Annotated in this window: 17 protein-coding genes and 1 riboswitch; of the genes, 10 read left to right on the top strand and 7 right to left on the bottom strand. The window is 72.7% G+C overall.

Going from position 1 to position 16,698, the window contains the following annotated elements; all coding sequences use genetic code 11:
• Positions 1-59: 59 nt before the first annotated feature.
• From ACN9M0_RS01580 to ACN9M0_RS01570, 3 genes are all read left to right on the top strand, one after another.
• Positions 60-1,385, top strand: a complete 1,326-nt coding sequence (locus ACN9M0_RS01580; protein ID WP_426402965.1) for a sensor histidine kinase — start codon at positions 60-62, stop codon at positions 1,383-1,385.
• A complete protein-coding gene (locus ACN9M0_RS01575) occupies positions 1,382-2,062 on the top strand; it encodes a response regulator transcription factor (RefSeq protein ID WP_366042274.1) in 681 nt (226 codons plus the stop codon). The genes ACN9M0_RS01580 and ACN9M0_RS01575 overlap by 4 nt, the downstream gene beginning before the upstream one ends.
• 113 nt (positions 2,063-2,175) lie before the next feature.
• Complete coding sequence (locus ACN9M0_RS01570) at positions 2,176-2,679, top strand: NUDIX domain-containing protein (protein ID WP_366042275.1); 504 nt, start codon at positions 2,176-2,178, stop codon at positions 2,677-2,679.
• A gap of 37 nt (positions 2,680-2,716) precedes the next feature.
• Here ACN9M0_RS01570 and ACN9M0_RS01565 read toward each other — a convergent pair whose 3' ends face one another.
• On the bottom strand, positions 2,717-3,241 hold the full coding sequence (locus ACN9M0_RS01565; protein WP_426402964.1) for an AMIN-like domain-containing (lipo)protein: 525 nt from the start codon (positions 3,239-3,241) through the stop codon (positions 2,717-2,719).
• Positions 3,242-3,350: 109 nt separating this feature from the next.
• Between ACN9M0_RS01565 and ACN9M0_RS01560 the strand changes: the two genes are divergently transcribed.
• The 3 genes from ACN9M0_RS01560 to ACN9M0_RS01550 all read left to right on the top strand — a co-directional run bounded on the left by ACN9M0_RS01560 (position 3,351) and on the right by ACN9M0_RS01550 (position 4,860).
• Positions 3,351-3,992 carry a DUF6629 family protein gene (locus tag ACN9M0_RS01560; protein ID WP_426402963.1) on the top strand — a complete coding sequence of 214 codons (642 nt, stop codon included), beginning with the start codon at positions 3,351-3,353 and terminating at the stop codon, positions 3,990-3,992.
• Positions 3,993-4,022: 30 nt separating this feature from the next.
• On the top strand, positions 4,023-4,238 hold the full coding sequence (locus ACN9M0_RS01555) for a hypothetical protein (protein ID WP_366042278.1): 216 nt from the start codon (positions 4,023-4,025) through the stop codon (positions 4,236-4,238).
• A 124-nt stretch (positions 4,239-4,362) separates the two neighbouring features.
• A complete protein-coding gene (locus ACN9M0_RS01550) occupies positions 4,363-4,860 on the top strand; it encodes a peptidylprolyl isomerase (RefSeq protein WP_366042279.1) in 498 nt (165 codons plus the stop codon).
• Between the two features lie 152 nt (positions 4,861-5,012).
• On the opposite strand, the gene ACN9M0_RS01545 is transcribed toward ACN9M0_RS01550, so the two are convergent.
• The 3 genes from ACN9M0_RS01545 to ACN9M0_RS01535 form a co-directional block, all read right to left on the bottom strand.
• A complete protein-coding gene (locus ACN9M0_RS01545; RefSeq protein ID WP_426402962.1) occupies positions 5,013-5,849 on the bottom strand; it encodes an SDR family oxidoreductase in 837 nt (278 codons plus the stop codon).
• Positions 5,850-5,977: 128 nt separating this feature from the next.
• A complete protein-coding gene (locus ACN9M0_RS01540) occupies positions 5,978-6,226 on the bottom strand; it encodes a type B 50S ribosomal protein L31 (RefSeq protein ID WP_366042281.1) in 249 nt (82 codons plus the stop codon).
• A gap of 157 nt (positions 6,227-6,383) precedes the next feature.
• Positions 6,384-8,903 (bottom strand): SpoIIE family protein phosphatase, encoded by a 2,520-nt coding sequence (locus ACN9M0_RS01535; RefSeq protein ID WP_426402961.1) that lies wholly within the window; start codon positions 8,901-8,903, stop codon positions 6,384-6,386.
• 210 nt (positions 8,904-9,113) lie between these two features.
• Between ACN9M0_RS01535 and ACN9M0_RS01530 the strand changes: the two genes are divergently transcribed.
• The 3 genes from ACN9M0_RS01530 (at position 9,114) to ACN9M0_RS01520 (ending at position 11,488) form a co-directional block, all read left to right on the top strand.
• Entirely contained in the window at positions 9,114-9,878 is a 765-nt protein-coding gene (locus ACN9M0_RS01530) for an alpha/beta fold hydrolase (RefSeq protein ID WP_426402960.1), read from the top strand.
• A 34-nt stretch (positions 9,879-9,912) separates the two neighbouring features.
• Positions 9,913-10,071, top strand: coding sequence for a hypothetical protein (locus ACN9M0_RS01525; RefSeq protein WP_366042284.1), 159 nt, complete (start codon positions 9,913-9,915; stop codon positions 10,069-10,071).
• Positions 10,072-10,183: 112 nt separating this feature from the next.
• The gene (locus ACN9M0_RS01520; RefSeq protein WP_366042285.1) at positions 10,184-11,488 is read left to right on the top strand and encodes a phosphoribosyltransferase family protein; all 1,305 of its coding nucleotides are present in this window, start codon (positions 10,184-10,186) and stop codon (positions 11,486-11,488) included.
• On the opposite strand, the gene ACN9M0_RS01515 is transcribed toward ACN9M0_RS01520, so the two are convergent.
• Positions 11,485-12,372, bottom strand: a complete 888-nt coding sequence (locus ACN9M0_RS01515) for a LysM peptidoglycan-binding domain-containing protein (protein ID WP_426402959.1) — start codon at positions 12,370-12,372, stop codon at positions 11,485-11,487. The two genes, ACN9M0_RS01520 and ACN9M0_RS01515, sit on opposite strands and share 4 nt — an antisense overlap.
• Before the next feature lie 2 nt (positions 12,373-12,374).
• Positions 12,375-12,533, bottom strand: a riboswitch (cyclic di-AMP (ydaO/yuaA leader).
• Positions 12,534-12,927: 394 nt separating this feature from the next.
• Here ACN9M0_RS01515 and ACN9M0_RS01510 point away from each other — a divergent pair.
• Positions 12,928-13,530: a DUF6197 family protein gene (locus ACN9M0_RS01510; RefSeq protein ID WP_426402958.1), complete on the top strand. Its 603-nt coding sequence runs from the start codon at positions 12,928-12,930 to the stop codon at positions 13,528-13,530.
• Positions 13,531-13,658: 128 nt separating this feature from the next.
• Here the strand turns inward: ACN9M0_RS01510 and ACN9M0_RS01505 are convergent, their stop codons facing one another.
• Both ACN9M0_RS01505 and ACN9M0_RS01500 read right to left on the bottom strand, forming a co-directional pair.
• Positions 13,659-15,683 carry a phosphocholine-specific phospholipase C gene (locus tag ACN9M0_RS01505; protein ID WP_366042038.1) on the bottom strand — a complete coding sequence of 675 codons (2,025 nt, stop codon included), beginning with the start codon at positions 15,681-15,683 and terminating at the stop codon, positions 13,659-13,661.
• 157 nt (positions 15,684-15,840) lie between these two features.
• Entirely contained in the window at positions 15,841-16,641 is an 801-nt protein-coding gene (locus tag ACN9M0_RS01500) for a DeoR/GlpR family DNA-binding transcription regulator (RefSeq protein WP_366042037.1), read from the bottom strand.
• Positions 16,642-16,698: the final 57 nt, after the last annotated feature.

Here is a 16,698-nt window from a genome sequence, read left to right as displayed (position 1 = left end):
CCAGGTCGTACACCCTCGGTCCGATGCCCGTCGCAGGGGCCGCCGTTTACGATCACCGCATGTCCGCCACCCCGTCAGCACCGTTCCTCAGAAGGGTCACACCCGGCGGGTGGGCCGCGCTCGCCTGGCTCGCGGGCATGCTCTTCACCGCTCTCCAGCGCACGCGGCTGCCCGGTCAGGAGAGCGCGGAGGTGTTCCCCGGTGTGGTCTTCCTCCGCTGGGACGGCATCGTCATGCTGGTCGTCGCCACCGGTCTCGCGCTGCGCGGCAGCGCGCTCCTGACCCGCCGCCCGACGGCCGCCCTCGTGTACCTCCTCGCCGCCGCGATCGTCGCCTGCACCCCGCTCGGCGTCATGGCCATCCCCTTCGCCCAGTACCTCTCGGTCGATGTCGCCCTGTACGTCATCGCCGCCACCGGGCCGCCCCGCGAGGCGAACCGCGCTCTCAGGCGGTCCCTCGGCGTACTCGCCGGCTACCTGGCGGTCCGCCTCCTCGCCGGCTGGAACATCAGCACCGCCGTCGAACTGGCCGTGGCCCTCACCGCCGTCGTCGCCTGGCTGCTCGGCCGCTCCGAGCGGCAGACCAAGGCGCACGCCGAACAGACCCGCGTCCGGGTCGCCGAGCAGGCCGTCACCACCGAACGCCTCCGGATAGCCCGCGAGATGCACGACACGGTCGCCCACAGCATCGGCATCGTCGCCCTCCAGGCCGGCGCCGCCCGGCGCGTCATCGCCACCCAGCCCGAGGCAGCCCGCCAGGCCCTCGCCGAGATCGAGACGGCGAGCCGCGAGACCCTCGCCGGCCTGCGCCGGATGGTCGGCGCCCTGCGTACGGCGGATCCGGAAGCCGAGGCGGAGGAACCGCCCGAGGAGGCCCCGACCACCACCGGCCGTACGACGGCGGACATCGGCCGCACCGCGGCCGCCACCGGCCGCACCGAGACCTCCGCCGAAGTCCGGGGACTCCCCGAGATGCCCGGCCTCGCCGCCCTCGACCGGCTCGCCGAACTCACCGGGAACGCCGGCGTCCGGGTCGCCGTCCGCAGGGTCGGAGCCCCGTGCCCGCTGCCTCCGGACATCGACCTCTCCGCCTTCCGGATCGTCCAGGAGTCCGTCACCAACGTCGTACGGCACTCGGGCGCCGACTCCTGCACGGTGACCGTCGACCACCGCGACCCCGAGGTCCTCGCCGTCGCCGTCGAGGACCGCGGCCCCGTCCCCGGCCACGCGCGCGTGAGCCCCGGCCCGGGATCCGGATACGGGCTGACCGGGATGCGGGAGCGCGTCGCCGTGCTGCACGGAGAGTTCACCGCGGGACCCCGCCCCGGCGGCGGCTTCCGCGTCAGCGCCCGCCTTCCCCTGCCCACAGGAGCCACCACCCGATGAGTCAGACCACCGCCCAGCAGCCGGTCCGCGTCGTCCTCGCCGACGACCAGCCCCTGGTGCGCACCGCGCTCCAGATGGTCATCACCGACACCACGGACCTCGTCGTGGTCGGCGAGGCCGCGAACGGCGCCGAGGCCGTCCGTCTCGTCGAGGAGACCGGCGCCGACGTCGTCGTCATGGACCTGCGGATGCCCGGCACGGACGGCATCGAGGCCACCCGGATCATCACCCAGGGCGCCTCGGGCGCACGGGTCGTCGTCCTCACCACGTTCGACGACGACGACCACGTGTACGCGGCGCTCCACGCGGGCGCGTCCGGATTCCTCGTCAAGGACATGGCCCTGGACGACATCCTCGCCGCCGTCCGCGTCGTCGCCTCCGGCGACGCCCTCATCGCACCCAGCGTCACCCGGCGCCTCATCAAGGAGTTCACCGACCGCCCCAGGACCGAGCCCGCCGCACCGCGCCGCCGCGCCGACGGGATCACCGACCGCGAGCGCGAGGTCCTCACCCTCGTCGGGCGCGGCCTCTCCAACACCGAGATCGCCGCCGAACTCCACATCAGCATCGCCACCGCGAAGACCTATCTCACCCGGCTGCTCGCCAAGCTGGACGCCCGCGACCGCGTGCAGCTCGTGATCATCGCGTACGAGGCGGGTCTGGTCTCCGCCGCCTGACGGCTCCGGCGGTGCTCACACGATCCGGTGATCCACTCGCGAGGCGCCGGCCGGGCCGCCCGGGCCCGCTTGGATGGAGGCGACCCATCCGGTCCGTCGAGAGAGAGCCGCCCATGGCGAACACCTGGCTGCCGCCCGCCGAGTACGTCGACACGCTGCCGAGAGCGACGGCGTACGCCTGCCTCTACTTCACCGACACCGCAGGCCGCCCCTTCCAGCTCAGGGCCGCCTATCACACCGAGCCGTGGCAGTGGCCCGGGGGCAACATGGACCCGGGGGAGACCCCCTGGGAGACGGCGGTGCGCGAATGCCACGAGGAGACCGGGCTCGTCTTCACCGGCGAGCCGCGCCTCCTCGCCGCCCACTTCGTCACGCACCGGGGCGAGGACTGGCCGGCCAACCACATCGGGTTCATCTTCGACGGGGGAGAGCTGACGGACGAGCAGATCGCCGCCGTCGTCCTCGATCCGGAGGAGCACAGCGAGTACCGCCTGCGGACCCTGGACGAGTGGGAGCGCGAGATGAACCCGCGCGAGTTCGCCCGCCTCGCCGAGATCGACCGGGCGCGAAGGACCGGGTCGACCGTGTACGTGGAGACCGGCCCCGGCGGAGCGTGAGTGTGGGGCCCGTCCACCAGGACGGGCCCCACCCGGTTCAGGCCCGGCAGCCCACCATCGGGTGGGCGATGTCGACGACGAAGCGCTCCGGCGAGTGCAGCCGGAAGGTCTTGTACTCGGGCTTCTTGTCGAAGGCGGCTCCGATGGTGACAACGCCCTCGAAGTCGCCGGTCAGGGCGACCCCCTTGAGCGCGGGCAGGTAGATCTTCAGCAGCCGGGGGCCGTGATACACGGACCGGCCGGCGTCGTCGTGGGCGGCGGCGGGGGAGAGCTTGATCTCCAGGAAGTGCTTCCCCGCCAGCGGGACCCTGTTCCCCGATCCGTCGTAGCGCAGCGAGCGGACCTGATGGACGGTGACCGGGGGCATGGCGCCCTTCACGTCGATCACGAGCCGGTCGAAGGTGGCGTGCCCACCCCAGCGGGCGTTGACGACCAGCGCCGTGGCCGGGGTCGAGCCGTTCAGCGTCGGGGCGTTGGCGGCGCCTGCCGGGACCGTGGCGCCGATTCCGGCGGTGAGGAGGATTCCCGCGGCGACGGCCGCGAGGCTGTGACGGTGATGCATGACGTCCCCCAATTTCTCCTGCTCCGGGGACAGTGGTGTCACTGACAGAGACAACCACCACAATCGTATGGTTCCACCCGTTCTGGTGGATATAGGGTAAAAGTTCGTTATGTGCTGGAGTGTGAGCGCCGACCTCTGGGCGGGCCTCGGTATCGGCGCCGTCGGCGTGGCCTCCGTCGTCTCCGTACGCCGCCCCGGGGACGCGCCGCTCGCCGCCCTGCCCTTGCTGCTCGGTGCGCACCAGATCGTGGAGGCCGCCGTCTGGCACGCCGGCGGCGGCACCGGGCCCGCCACCCTCGCCTGGGCCGTGATCGCCCTCCCGCTGCTGCCCCTCTGGGTGTCCCTCGGCGTCCTGACCGCCGCCCACCGCGCCGACCGGCCGCGCCTGCTCGTGCCGCTCGCCGCCGGCCTCGCGACCGCCCCGGTCCTCGCGTACCGGATCGCCACCCGCCCCGTCTCGGCCGAGATCCGCGGCCACACCCTCGGTTACGCCGTCGACCTGCCGTACGCGCCGCTCGTCCTCATCGGATACCTGCTCGCCACCGTCGGCGCCCTGCTCCTCGCCCGCGACCGGCTCCTGCGGCTCCTCGGAGTCCTCACCGGCCTGGGAGCGGCCTTCTGCGTCCTCCTGTGGCGCACCGAGTTCGTCTCCACCTGGTGCGCCCTCGCGGCGGTCGCCTCGCTGCTGCTGCTCGGCTGGATCCGTGGACGGCGGCCGGCCGTGGGAGGATCCGAGCCCGTCCGGCCGTAACCCGATGGCCTCTCAGCAGTTGACCAGGGCATGAAGAAGCGCAGCATGCTCGCCATCGCCTCCCTCGCCGCAGGCGTCGTCACCGCCCTCATCACGCCGCCGCCGCAGGCCAGCGCCGCCGAGAACCCGCTGGGCGGCGCCACCGGCCTCCTCCAGGAGGACCAGGCCGCGAACGCCCTCCACGAGACCGTCCAGGGCGCCGAGGGTGCCCTCCAGAACCAGCAGGGCGGCGGCGGGCTGCTCTGACCCCGCGTCGCAGGTGGCGACGGGTGCCCCGCGTTCCCGACGGAGCGCGGGGCACCGGCACGCCGTGACCCGGTAGGAGGTGGCCCGTGCGCGCGCCGTGCGCGAGTAATGACAGGATGTCCCCATGAGCGACAACGTTTACTTCGAGATCAACATCAACGGCGAGTCCGCGGGCCGCATCACCTTCAAGCTGTTCGACGACGTCGTCCCGAAGACGGCCAAGAACTTCCGCGAGCTCTGCACCGGCGAGCACGGCTTCGGCTACGCCGGTTCCCCGTTCCACCGCGTCATCCCGCAGTTCATGCTCCAGGGCGGTGACTTCACCCGCGGCAACGGCACCGGCGGCAAGAGCATCTACGGCGAGAAGTTCGCGGACGAGAACTTCACGCTGAAGCACGACCGGCCGTACCTGCTGTCGATGGCGAACGCGGGCAAGAACACCAACGGCTCGCAGTTCTTCATCACCACGATCGTCACCGACTGGCTCGACGGCAAGCACGTCGTCTTCGGCGAGGTCGTCGAGGGCCAGGACCTGGTCAAGAAGATCGAGGGCCTGGGCTCCCAGTCCGGCGCCACCAAGGCCAAGATCGAGATCGCCGAGTCCGGCATCGTGAAGGCCTGATCGCCTTCCCGACCTGAGCGGAGGGCCCCGCGCCCTCGCTCGCCCACCCGGTCGAGGCGGGGAGCGCGTTCCATCGGACGCGCGTCCCCGCCTTCGCCGTGTCTCCTGACTTCCGGTTCCTCTCAGGCGTACTCGGGCGTCTTCAGGCGTCCTCAGGCGAAGGCGGGCGCGTTTCGCTCCGCCCACACCGAGAAGGGCCGCGGCGCCCGACCGAGGACCCGCTCCACGTCGGGGCTCACCCGCTGCTCGTCCGCGCGGGGGTCGCCCATCACCGACAGCATCCCGTCGACGGCGTCCTCCGGCAGGAACCGCAGCAGCTGCGACCGGGCCTCGCCCGCGCTCTGCGGCACGAACTCCACCGGAGCGTCCAGCGCCTCGGCGAGCGCCCGCACCTGCTCGCGCGGCGAGACCGCGACCGGGCCGGTCAGTACGTACGTCCGTCCGGCGTGCGCCGGGTCGCGCAGCGCGGCGGCCGCGACCCCGGCGATGTCCGCCGGGTCCACGACGGGCAGCGCCACGTCGGCGAACGGGGCCGCGACGGTACGGGCGGACCGCACCTGCTCGGCCCAGAGGAAGGCGTTGGACGCGAAGCCGCCGGGCCGCAGCACCGTCCACTCGACGCCGGACTCCCGTACGGCCGCCTCGAAGGCGCGCAGGATGTCGTGCGACACCGAGTCGGTCCGCGTCCCCACCAGTTGCGAGGACTGGAAAACGATCCGCCGCACCCCACCGGCCACCGCCGCCGCCACGATCTCGCGCGGACGCAGCTCGTCCCCGAGCCCGGCGACGAGCAGATACACCGCCTCGGCACCCTCGAACAGCCCCTTGAGGCCGTCGAGATCGGCCAGGTCGCCCTGGCGGTGCGTCACTCCGGCGGGGAGGCCCCCGGCCGGACGGCGGCTCACCGCCGTGACCTCCTCGCCGGCCGCGGCCAGCATCTCCACCAGCGGTCGTCCGACATTACCGGTCGCTCCGGTCACCACGATCACAGCTGTTCCCCTCCAGGGAGTCCTTGGCGGAGCGCGAGCGCCCCGCCGTCTTCGTGACCTCATCCTGGAAGGCGAACTGGCCATCTCCTGGCCAGTTTCACGGAAGGATTCTCAGGTGCCCGGGAGCTTCACTCCTCGTCGCCGAAGCGGCGCTGGAACTTGGCGATCCGGCCCTCGGAGTCCACCGTCCGCGCCGTCCCCGTGTAGAACGGGTGGCTCTCGGAGGAGATCTCGACGTCGATCACGGGGTACGTCTCACCGTCGTCCCACTCGATGGTCCGGTCGCTGGTCGCCGTGGACCTGGTCAGAAACGCGTACCCCGCCGAGCGGTCACGGAACACCACGGGGCCGTACTCGGGCTGCTTGTCCTGCTGCACGTGTCCTCCTCGGGCTGCCGCCCTGGCTCGTCCGGCCTGATCGGCACGGCACCCCCAGCCTCCCCGCGCCCACGGCCTCCGACCAGCGCCACGGGCCCGACCGGGTGACGGGACCCCCGGTGCTCCTCGTCCTGTCCGACGCCGAGGTCCAGCCGCCCTACGCCCAGCGCGCCGCAAGGAGCAGCGCGATGTCGTCCGGCCTGGAGGTGGCCTGCCGGGCCTCCCGGATCAGTCGGTCGGCCGTCTCCGCGAGCGCGAGCGAACCCGTCGCGGCGAAGGCACGGCGCAGCCGCTCGATCCCCTCGTCGATGTCGCGGCCCGGCCGCTCGATCAGACCGTCCGTGAAGAGCGCGAGGGCGGCCCCGGGCGCCAGCCGCAGCCGCGTCACCGGGTACGAGGCCCGGTCGTCGACCCCCAGGACCATTCCGCCCGCCAGCTCCACCTGCTGCGTCGTCCCGTCCGGTCGGCGCAGCAGCGGCTGCGGATGCCCCGCCCGCACCGCACGCGCGTCACCCGTCTCCGGGTCGAGCAGCACGTAGCAGCAGCTCGCGAACTGCCCCGGGTCCAGATCGATCAGGAGCCGGTTGGTGCCCCGCATCACGTCCTGCGGCCGATGGCCCCCCAGGGCGAACGCCCGGACGGCGCTGCGCAGCTGCCCCATGGTCGCCGCGGCCGCCACACCGTGCCCCTGCACGTCGCCGATCACCAGCGCGAGCCGCCCGCGGTCCGTCTCGATCACGTCGTACCAGTCGCCGCCCACGTCCATGCCCAGCGTGCCCGGCAGATAGCGGCCCACCGTGTCCACGCCGTCCCGCACCGGCAGCCGGTGCGGGAGCAGCGCGTCCTGCAGCCCCCGCGCGACCGCCGACTCCGTGTCGTACCGCTGCGCCCGCTCCAGGGCCTGGGCGATCAGCCCCGCGAGCGCCGTGAGGACGGTCCGCTCCTCCGGACTGAAGCCCCGCGGAGTGTCGAAGCCGAGGATGCACGAGCCCACGGGGCGACCCGAGGCGATCAGCGGAAGGAAGGCCCGCGCACCCGAGTTCGTGTCCAACGGGAGGTCCGGATACCTCCGCCCCATCTGCTCCATGGACTCGAAGAAGAGCGGCCTGCCGGTCGTCAGGGTCTCCACGCCCGGCACCCGGGCGTCCAGGGCCACTCCGTCGAAGGGCTCGAGGAATCCGGGCGGGAAGCCCGTCTCCCAGGCGAGGTAGAGACGCCGGTCGCTCAGCAGGTAGATCGCCAGCTGCCGGCCACCGAACGCCGGCAGCAGCTCCTCCGTCACCACCGCCGAGACCTGGCGCGCCGTCACCGCCTCGGAGAGCGCGATCGCCAGGGCCACCGGCCGGTAGAGCGCCGCCGCCCGGTCGCCGGGCGCGGACAGGACGTCGTCCGTCCGACGGGTGTGCGCGGCGTCCGGCGCGAGCTGTGCCGGATCCTCCTCCGGGACCAGCACCATGGTCACGCCGTCCCGGCCGGGGTGCAGCGAGACTGACAGCCAGCGGCCCCGCTCCGGTCGGGCCAGGAAGCGCACCGGTTCGCCGGAGAGGAGGGCGGCGCGCAGCTGCTCCTCGTGGAACGGGTGCCCGAACCAGGGGAGCGCCTCCCACAGCGGCCGCCCCGCCAGGGCCCCGCGCGGCCGGCCGAGCAGGCGCTCCGTGCGCTCGTTGACGTACGTGACACGGCCGAGCCGGTCGATCGCCAGGATCGCCCGCGGCAGCCGGTCCGTGGCGTCCGAGCCGACCAGCCCCGTACCGAGGTCCACCAGCGTGCCTTCGAGCCGCCCGCCACCCGGGGGCCCCGTCCCCGGCGCGGTCCGCCGGGCCCGCGCGGACACCTCGAGGAGGTGCAGGCCGCCGTCCGGGCCCTTCAGGCGGAGCCTGCGGACCGACGGCCGTCCGTCCGCCCCGGTCGCCTGCCGGGCCGCCGCCCACAGCGCGTAGCCGTCCTCGGGATCGAGGAGGGACGTCAGCACCTCGATCGAGCAGGGCGAGGCGACTCCCGCCCCGAGGATGGCGAGGAGTCCGTCGTCCAGCGTGACCGTGCCCGTGTCCAGGTCCCAGTCGAAGGAACCGAACCGGACCGGCGGCCCCGAACCCGTGGACAGCTGCACACACACCGGGTCGCCGGGCCACTCGACCTCCGTCCCCTGCCGGGCCAGGTCGGCCAGGGTCTCGCCGAGGCGGAGCGCGCCCCGCGTCATCCGGCTCCGGTCCCGCGCGTCCACCGGCACGCCCGGGGTCGGCGCCCGCAGCGCCACGAGCACGCCGAAGCGCTCACGGCCGGCGACCACCGGCGCGTACAGCGAGGCGAACGGGAACGGCAGGCTCGCCACCAGCTGGGGGAACCGCCGCATGGCCTCCTCGACGTCGGCGAGGTGGACGGACTGCCCCGAGCGGTGCACCTCGGCGACGGGGAAGGGCCGGTTCGCGTGCATGCGCCACCACGGACGGAACAACGACCCCGGCAGCCCCACCAGAACCGCGAGCCGCAGCAGACCGGGAGTTCCGGAACGCAGGTACACCCCGCCCGCGTACCCGCCGACCTCCTCCACCGCGGCGAGCGCCGACTCCGCGAGTGCCCAGGTCAGTGCGCCGGAAGCCGGCCCGTCGCCGGCTCCCGTTCCGGCCGGACGCCTGCCGCCCGCCGGGCCGGGGCCGGACGCGCCGTGCGAGGTCACACAGCCAGCATGCCCCCGACACGAAAGCACCCGCATCCCGGACCTGCCCTCCCGCCTGGTGTCCGGACCCTGGTGGGCCGCGGATCCCGTACCGACACGCTCCCGCGCGCCCCGGGCGGCGCTGTTGACCCCACGCGTCCGGGCCGTCACACTCGGTCGTCGACCGCCGCCTTCGGCGCGCGGCGGCACGACTCGCGAGCAGGGGGCACGATGACGGGCCAGGTTCTTCCGTACGACGTTCACGGCGAGGGCCCCGGGAGGGCCCTCGTGCTCCACAACTGGTTCGGCGACCGCACCAGCTTCGCTCCGCTGCGCGCCCACCTGGACGAAGCCGTCGGCACGTACGCCTTCCTCGACTGCCGGGGCTACGGCGAGGCCCTCGGACACGCGGGCGCCTACACGATGGAGGAGGTCGCGGCCGACGCCCTCGCGGTCGCCGACGACCTCGGCTGGGACTCCTTCTCCGTCATCGGCCACTCGATGGGCGGCAAGGCGGCCCAGCTGATGCTGCTCGACGCCCCCGGCCGGATCCGCTCGATCATCGGCGTCTCACCGGTCTCCGCCGCCGGTTTCCCGCTCGACGGGGACACCTGGGAGCTCTTCGCCGGCGCCGCCGACGAACCGGCCAACCGGCGCGCGATCATCGACAACACCACCGGCGGCCGCTACGACGACGCCTGGCTGAGCGCACTCGTCGACCGGTCCCTCACCCGCTCCTCCGCGACGGCCTTCCGCGCCTACCTGGACTCCTGGTCCCGCACCGACTTCCACGAGCGCGTCCGCGACAACCCCACCCCCGTCCTGCTGGTCGTCGGCGCCCACGACCCCGCGCTCGGCACCGAGGCGATGGAGGCCACCTGGCTGCGCTGGTACCCCAACGCGCGCCTCGAAGTGCTCAAGGACGCCGGCCACTACGCCCCCGAGGAGACCCCGCAGGCCCTCGCCGAGGCCATCGAGGCCTTCCTCGGCGCCTGAGGCCGCCGGCTGCTTCACCTTCGAGGCCCTTCAGGTGATCGACCTCGGCGCGACGTACGACGTGGCCGGCGCCTCCGGCACCCGACTGGGCAGCTTCCGGAAGAACTTCGGGGCCTCCTTGCCGCGGAGCACCTGGCACCTGAGCCGGGAGGGCGAGCAGCGGGAGGCCTCCGGGCAGGAGCGGCCCCGCTGAACGTGCCGATCCGTCGACCCCGGCGGCCCGTCTACCCTGGAGAGACGGGCAGGGGGCGGGGCACACCGTTCCTCCCCGGGCCCGAGCCGCGCAGGCGGAAGGGCGGCCGACCATGTTCTTCAGCGATCGCACGGACGCGGGGCGGCAGCTCGCCGCCCGGCTCGACCACCTCAAGGGCCATGACGTCGTGGTCCTCGGGCTCCCCCGAGGTGGCGTGCCGGTGGCGGCGGAGGTCGCCGACGCCCTCGACGCACCGCTCGACATCTGTCTCGTACGGAAGCTCGGGGTGCCCCACCAGCCGGAGCTCGCGATGGGGGCGCTCGGGGAGGGCGGCGTGCGGGTGCTCAACGAGCGGGTGCTCAGTGAGACCCGGGTGGACGACCGCGCTCTCGCCGCCGTGGAGGAGCGGGAGCACGCCGAGCTCGAGCAGCGCTCCCTCCGCTACCGCGGCAGCCGGCCGTCCGTGCCCCTCGACGGGCGGACGGTCGTCGTCGTCGACGACGGGCTGGCCACGGGCGCCACGGCACTGGCGGCCTGCCGGGTGGTCCGCGCCCGGGGCGCCGCCCGGATCGTCCTCGCGGTGCCGGTGGCACCGCGGGGCTGGACGGCGCGGCTCGGCGGTGAGGCGGACGAGACCGTCAGCGTGCACGCACCGGATCTGTTCTTCGCGATCGGGCAGTTCTACCAGGACTTCTCGCAGACCCCGGACGCCGAGGTCATCGCCTGTCTGGACCGGAGCAGAGCCGCACGCGACCCCGTCGTGCAGGACACGGACGTGCGGATCCCGATCACCGGCGTCACCCTCGCCGGACGGCTCGCGGTCCCCGAGAACGCTGCCGGCATCGTCCTGTTCGCCCATGGCAGCGGCAGCAGCCGGCACAGCCCCCGGAACCGGGCGGTCGCCGCGGCGCTCAACCGGGCGGGCCTGGGGACGCTGCTCTTCGACCTGCTGACCGAGACGGAGGCGACGGACCGGGCGCACGTCTTCGACACCCCGCTCCTCGCCGGGCGGCTCGCCGGTGCCACGGATTGGCTGGCGGGACGTCCCGAGAGCACCGGACTCCCGCTCGGTTACTTCGGCGCGAGCACGGGAGCGGCCGCCGCGCTGTGGGCGGCGGGCGATCCCGCGTCCCCGGTGAGCGCCGTCGTCTCACGCGGTGGCCGGCCGGACCTCGCGGCCGACCACCTGGCCCGGGTGCGCGCCCCGACGCTCCTGGTGGTGGGCGGCGCGGACGCGCTGGTCCTGGACCTCAACCGGCGGGCCCTGGCGCTGCTGCGCTGTGAGAACCGGCTCGCCGTGGTGGGAGGCGCCGGGCACCTCTTCGAGGAGCCGGGCGCCCTGGAGGAGGTGGCGGACCTCGCCACCTCCTGGTTCACCGAGCACTTCCGGGAGCACGCCCGGCGTGAGGGGGACTAGTACGCGCTGTCGACGTTGTCGATGGAGCCGTAGCGGTCGGCCGCGTAGTTGCAGGCGGCGGTGATGTTGGCCACCGGGTCGAACAGGTCCATGGACGTGCCGGGCACGTGGTAGGCCAGGAAGGTCGGCTCGATGACCTGGAGCAGACCCTTCGAGGGGGTGCCGGCGGCCGCGTTGGAGTCCCAGAGGTTGATGGCCTGGGGGTTTCCGGAGGACTCGCGCATGACGTTGCGGAGGATCCCGTCGTAGGAACCGGGGATGCCGCGCTGGCCCATGATGGCCAGCGACTCCCGGATCCAGCCGTCGAGGTTGTCGGCGTAGTTCGTGGCGGCGGCCGGGGCCGCCTTCACGGCGGCGGGAGCGGCGGCGACGGCCGGAGCGGCCTGCGCGGCGGAGGCGCCCGAACCGGTGGCGACGGCAGGGGCCGCCGGCCGGCGCTCGGAGCGGCTCGCCCGCTCGGTCGTGGCGGACTTCTTCGCCTTCGCCTGCGTGGGAACGGGCTTCGCGGAATCCCGACGAATCGTCAGTTCGAGACCCGGGTGAATGAGTGACGGATTGTCACCCACGACGCTCTTGTTGGCACGGTAAAGGCTCTTCCAGCCGCCCTGAATTCCCTTCTTGTGGGCGATCAGGGAAAGCGAGTCACCACTCACCACGGTGTACGAGCGCGCGGCGGCCGGGGCCGTGGGGGCCTTGGCCGCGGCCGGCGCGGAGTGCGCGGCGAAGGACTGGACCGCGATGTCCGGGGCCGCGGACACGGGCGCGGCGCCGGCGACGGCCGGGGCGATCAGCGGCAGGGTCAGTGCGGCGCCACCCGTGCCGACCAGGGCGAGGCCGCGGGAGACGCTGCGGCGGGGACGGCGGTGCTTACCGTGAGCAGGCATGACGGTTTCCTCTCCGGCGCCTGCGGGGTGAGCTGTCGGGTTCGGACGGGAGATGTCCGGCCGCGCGCACGCGGCTGCACCCCGAGCCGTTCCGGATTCCGGACCGGCGTATTCGTGGGTCCCCCGCTCCTGCCGTCGGGTGAAAAGGGAGGTTTACCGAGCGGCGGCAGGATTGGGCGTTCCGCTCGAATGGAGGTGACCGTAGGCCAGTAATGCGACGGAGAACAAGGGGAGTGAACCCCGGGACTCGGTAAATGGATCACGGAATTAGGGGAATTCAAGATCGATGCCGTTCTGGAGGCGTCGAACTTCCTTGCCGGGTACGGGGTGGGGGAACGCTCCGCCGGGTGCGGCGTCCGGGGAAGTGAGTCGCGTCACCCGGAGGGTAATGTCCGAATATGAGGCGTAATTCCATTGGTGCTTAAATGGGTAGATAATTCATGTGATGCGGTGTTCGTCGCCACGTGGAGGGGCGACTCACCCTGTGGGGGTAAAAGTCGCAAAACCGACATTTGTCTTGAAAGATGGAGGGAGTCGACCCCAGGAGCCACTCGCATGTCGCCCTCCACCTCCTTGCTCAGCCCCGATTCCCTCGACCAGGAGGCCGCCGCCCTCTACGAGAGCGCCACCTGGCAGCGGATCGTCACCGACTGGACCACCCGTGACGATCCGGCGCCGGAAAGAGGGAGCTGGCGCGAGCTGCTCAGCGTGCCGGTGGACCGGCTCGTGGCCGACGCGCTCGCCGCCCTGCCGCCGAACCTCCCCGCCGAGCGCCGTCTCCCCGGCCGCCTCGGAGCCGTACTGCCGGACCGGCTGCACGCCTGGCGCCGCATCGGTCAGGCCGAGCTGCGCCCCTCGGTCCATCTCGGGTACGCGCGCGAGGTGCTGACCGAGTGGGGCTGGCAGAACGCCCCGTACAAGCTGCGTGACGTACGAGGCGCCCGGTGTGTCTGCGGCGCCCTGCTCGCCGCCCACCGCCTCGGCTACGGCAGCGCGGACACCATGAACGAGGCGGCCGCGTGGATCATGACCGAGCTGCGGTCGCAGGGGTGGCACGGGTTGATCGGGCCGTGGAACCGGGCCCCCGGGCGGACGGCCGCCGACGCGGTGGGCCTCCTCGACGCCACGCTCCGCCGCGCCGCCCACGCCGGCCGCTGACACCACGCCCGCGTGCCGGGCGGCGACCGGAGGGCCGCCGCTCGGCACGCGGGGGAGGGGAACAGCCACTGACGCCCGGGCCGTGGGGGAGGGCTCGGCCGCCGGCCCCGGCCCGCGGGAGACGGGGATCAGCCGCTGACGCTCGGGGCTCCGGTCTCGATGTGGCCGGTGTACCGGCGCGACCAGGTGCCGTCGATGTCGGCCAGGATCGTGAAGTCGTACCAGCCGCCGTTGTAGGCCACCGCGTTGAAGAAGTCCTCGCGGCTGGAGTTCGCGGGCACCGCGTACGTCCACGGACCGTCCGAGCGGTAGGCGTTCGAGCGGATCGTGAAGGTGACGGGACCGGCCGAGGCGTTCGTCATCTTGAACCACAGGGCCGTCTTGCCCGTCCCCGCGTCGGGTGCGAACCGGGCCGCCACCTCGACGGCCTTGCCGGCTTTGGACGCGTCCCCGATGAACCGGCGCAGGAAGCGGTTGGGCCCCATCATCGAGATGTCGTACTTCCCCGAGCCCGACCCCAGACCGATGTTGAAGTAGTCGGAGGCCGTGCCGCCGGGGTCGACGGTGTACTGCCAGGCGGCCGTGTCCCGGTACTGGTGCGGGTGGATCGAGAAGTGCGCCGACCGCTTGGCCTCCGCGCCCTGGTTGGTCATCGAGAACCAGGCCAGGATCTTGCCCGCGGCACCGAACTCGAAGCGGTCGAGGTTGCCGTTCACCTGGTACGGCAGGGCGCGCGCCGGGCGGGTGCCGGACTCCTGCGCGGGCAGGGCGTTGTTCTGGGGAGCCGGGTTCGGCAGCGGGCCGCAGGTGGCCTGCCCGATCACCTTCGCCGTGGAGGGAAGGCCGGCGGGCACTCCGTACACCGGGTTGGCGAAGTCGAAGACCCCGGTCAGATCGCCCGTCACCTTCCGCCGCCAGGCGCTGATGTTGGGACAGGTGGCCGGGGTGCCGAGGGCGGCCGTCCAGGTCTCCATGAAGCGCAGCACGGAGGTGTGGTCGAAGACCTCGGAGCTCACCCAGCCACCCCGCGTCCACGGGGACATGACAATCATGGGGACGCGGAAGCCCAGGCCGATCGGCACGCCGTCGAGGTACTCGCCCGCGGTGCCCGGAGGGGCGACCGGCGGCGGCACGTGGTCGAAGAAGCCGTCGTTCTCGTCGTAGTTGAGGAACAGCACCGTCGAGTCGAACACCTCGGCGTCGGCGGCCAGCGCGCGGTAGACGAGGTCGACGAAGTGCGCGCCGTCCCCCGGGGGAGCGTAGGGGTGCTCCGAGAAGGCCTCGCTCGCGACCACCCACGACACCTGCGGCAGGGTGCCCGCGAGGACGTCGGCGCGGATCGCCGCGGCGATGTCGTCCGGCGTCGAGCCGGCCACCTTGGGGACCGAGCCCATGCCCCGGTCGTACAGCGGGTCGCCGGGCCGCGCGTCGGTGAACTTCTTGAAGTACGCGAGGCCGTTGTCGCCGTAGTTGTCCTGCGCGTTCTGGTAGACCTTCCAGCTCACCCCGGCGCGCTGGAGCGCCTCGGCGTATGTCTCCCAGGTGAGGCCCGACTCGTCGCCCCCGTCCTTGCTGGAGGCGTCGATCTTCCCGCTCCACAGGAAGGTGCGGTTGGGACCGGTGGCGCTCAGGGTCGAGCAGAAGTACGCGTCGCAGACCGTGTACTGGTCGGCGAGCGCGTGGTGGAAGGGGATGTCCGCACGGTCGAGGTGGCCGAGCGATCGGGTGTTGCCCACGCCCGTGACCCAGTTGTCCATCCGACCCTTGTTCCAGGCCGCGTGCTGCGAGGTCCAGCTGTGCGGCAGGTCGCCGTTGCACTGCGCGAGGGTCTCGCCGTCGACGCCGCCGGCGGGCGGGGTGTCGCTGAGCTTCCAGGGGTACTGGCGGCCGCCCCAGTTGGGCTGGTTGAACGTGCCCCAGCCGCCGGGCAGGTTGCCCGCGGCGCGGTCGCCGAACCCCCGCACGCCCTTCAGGGTGCCGAAGTAGTGGTCGAAGCTGCGGTTCTCCTGCATGAGGATCACCACGTGCCGGACGTCCGTGAGGGTGCCGGTCGCGGCGCTCGCGGCGGCGGACGCCCGGCCCGGCGGCAGCGCGGCCCCCGCCATGAGCCCCGCGCCGATTCCGACGAACCCCCTGCGGCTGATGGGAATCATGCCCCGCCTCTCCTGTCACGGTGTGCCCCAGCGGCACGTCGGAGACATGATGGGGGAGGCGAGCTTAAAGGTATACAGCTGCGCGGTAATTACTGCATGAACACACAAAGGCCGAGCGATACAAGGCCTTTGATTGGTCCGCTATCAGACCAATGCGTCAGACAGTGAGGACCTTCACCCCTGCTTCGGTGAGCTGCGCAACCGCCTCCGGGGCGATGCCGCTGTCGGTCACGAGCACGTCGATCCGGTCCAGACCACAGATCCTCGCGAACGCCCTGCGGCCCATCTTCGACGAGTCGGTCACCACGACGACCCGGCTCGCCCGCTCCGCGAACAGCCGGCTGATGCTCGCCTCGTCCTCCTGGTGCGCCATCACGCCGAGCTCGGCGTCCACTCCGTCGACACCGAGCACCACGACGTCGAGCACGACCTCGTTGAGCACCCCGACCGTCAGCGGACCCACCAGCTCATAGGTCTGGGGGCGGGCGACGCCGCCGGTGGTGACGATCTTGATCTGCGGGCGCACCGCCAGTTCGCCCGCGATGTTGAGCGCGTTGGTGACCACGGTCAGCGCCGGCCCGGCCGCCGCCCCCGGGGTCTCGGCGCGGCCGCTCGCGAACCGCAGTGCGAAGGCCCGTGCGACCTCCGTCGTCGTCGTGCCCCCGTTGAGTCCCACGACCTCGCCGGGCGCGACCAGATCGGCCACCGCCTCAGCGATCCGCCGCTTCTCCGCCGCGTGGCGCGTCGACTTGTACCGCAGCGGAAGCTCGTACGAGACGCCGTGCGCGACCGCTCCGCCCCGCGTCCGCACCAGCAGCTGCTGCTCGGCGAGCTCGTCGAGGTCCCGGCGGATCGTGGCGGCGGAGACGACGAGCGCGGTCGCCGCCTCCTCCACCTCCAGCTTCCCCGAGGCCGCCAGCAGCTCCAGGAGCGTGTTCCACCGCTCGTGCTTGGACATGAGTCCCTCCCTCCACCGGGGTCGCGCCCGCATGCCCACCCCGCTCGTGCGCGCGTC

Source organism: Streptomyces sp. R-07 (genome assembly GCF_049913175.1).
Lineage (GTDB): Bacteria > Actinomycetota > Actinomycetes > Streptomycetales > Streptomycetaceae > Streptomyces.
The sequence above is the reverse complement of the archived record's forward strand: the minus strand, read 5'-3'. Positions and strand labels throughout refer to the sequence as shown.

Excerpts from the sequence above, each read along its gene's own strand:
- ACN9M0_RS01580 (WP_426402965.1), top strand. The coding sequence starts at position 60 with ATGTCCGCCACCCCGTCAGCACCGTTCCTCAGAAGGGTCACACCCGGC.
- ACN9M0_RS01575 (WP_366042274.1), top strand. The coding sequence starts at position 1,382 with ATGAGTCAGACCACCGCCCAGCAGCCGGTCCGCGTCGTCCTCGCCGAC.
- ACN9M0_RS01570 (WP_366042275.1), top strand. The coding sequence starts at position 2,176 with ATGGCGAACACCTGGCTGCCGCCCGCCGAGTACGTCGACACGCTGCCG.
- ACN9M0_RS01565 (WP_426402964.1), bottom strand. The coding sequence starts at position 3,241 with ATGCATCACCGTCACAGCCTCGCGGCCGTCGCCGCGGGAATCCTCCTC.
- ACN9M0_RS01560 (WP_426402963.1), top strand. The coding sequence starts at position 3,351 with ATGTGCTGGAGTGTGAGCGCCGACCTCTGGGCGGGCCTCGGTATCGGC.
- ACN9M0_RS01555 (WP_366042278.1), top strand. The coding sequence starts at position 4,023 with ATGAAGAAGCGCAGCATGCTCGCCATCGCCTCCCTCGCCGCAGGCGTC.
- ACN9M0_RS01550 (WP_366042279.1), top strand. The coding sequence starts at position 4,363 with ATGAGCGACAACGTTTACTTCGAGATCAACATCAACGGCGAGTCCGCG.
- ACN9M0_RS01530 (WP_426402960.1), top strand. The coding sequence starts at position 9,114 with ATGACGGGCCAGGTTCTTCCGTACGACGTTCACGGCGAGGGCCCCGGG.
- ACN9M0_RS01520 (WP_366042285.1), top strand. The coding sequence starts at position 10,184 with ATGTTCTTCAGCGATCGCACGGACGCGGGGCGGCAGCTCGCCGCCCGG.
- ACN9M0_RS01515 (WP_426402959.1), bottom strand. The coding sequence starts at position 12,372 with ATGCCTGCTCACGGTAAGCACCGCCGTCCCCGCCGCAGCGTCTCCCGC.
- ACN9M0_RS01510 (WP_426402958.1), top strand. The coding sequence starts at position 12,928 with ATGTCGCCCTCCACCTCCTTGCTCAGCCCCGATTCCCTCGACCAGGAG.
- ACN9M0_RS01505 (WP_366042038.1), bottom strand. The coding sequence starts at position 15,683 with ATGATTCCCATCAGCCGCAGGGGGTTCGTCGGAATCGGCGCGGGGCTC.
- ACN9M0_RS01500 (WP_366042037.1), bottom strand. The coding sequence starts at position 16,641 with ATGTCCAAGCACGAGCGGTGGAACACGCTCCTGGAGCTGCTGGCGGCC.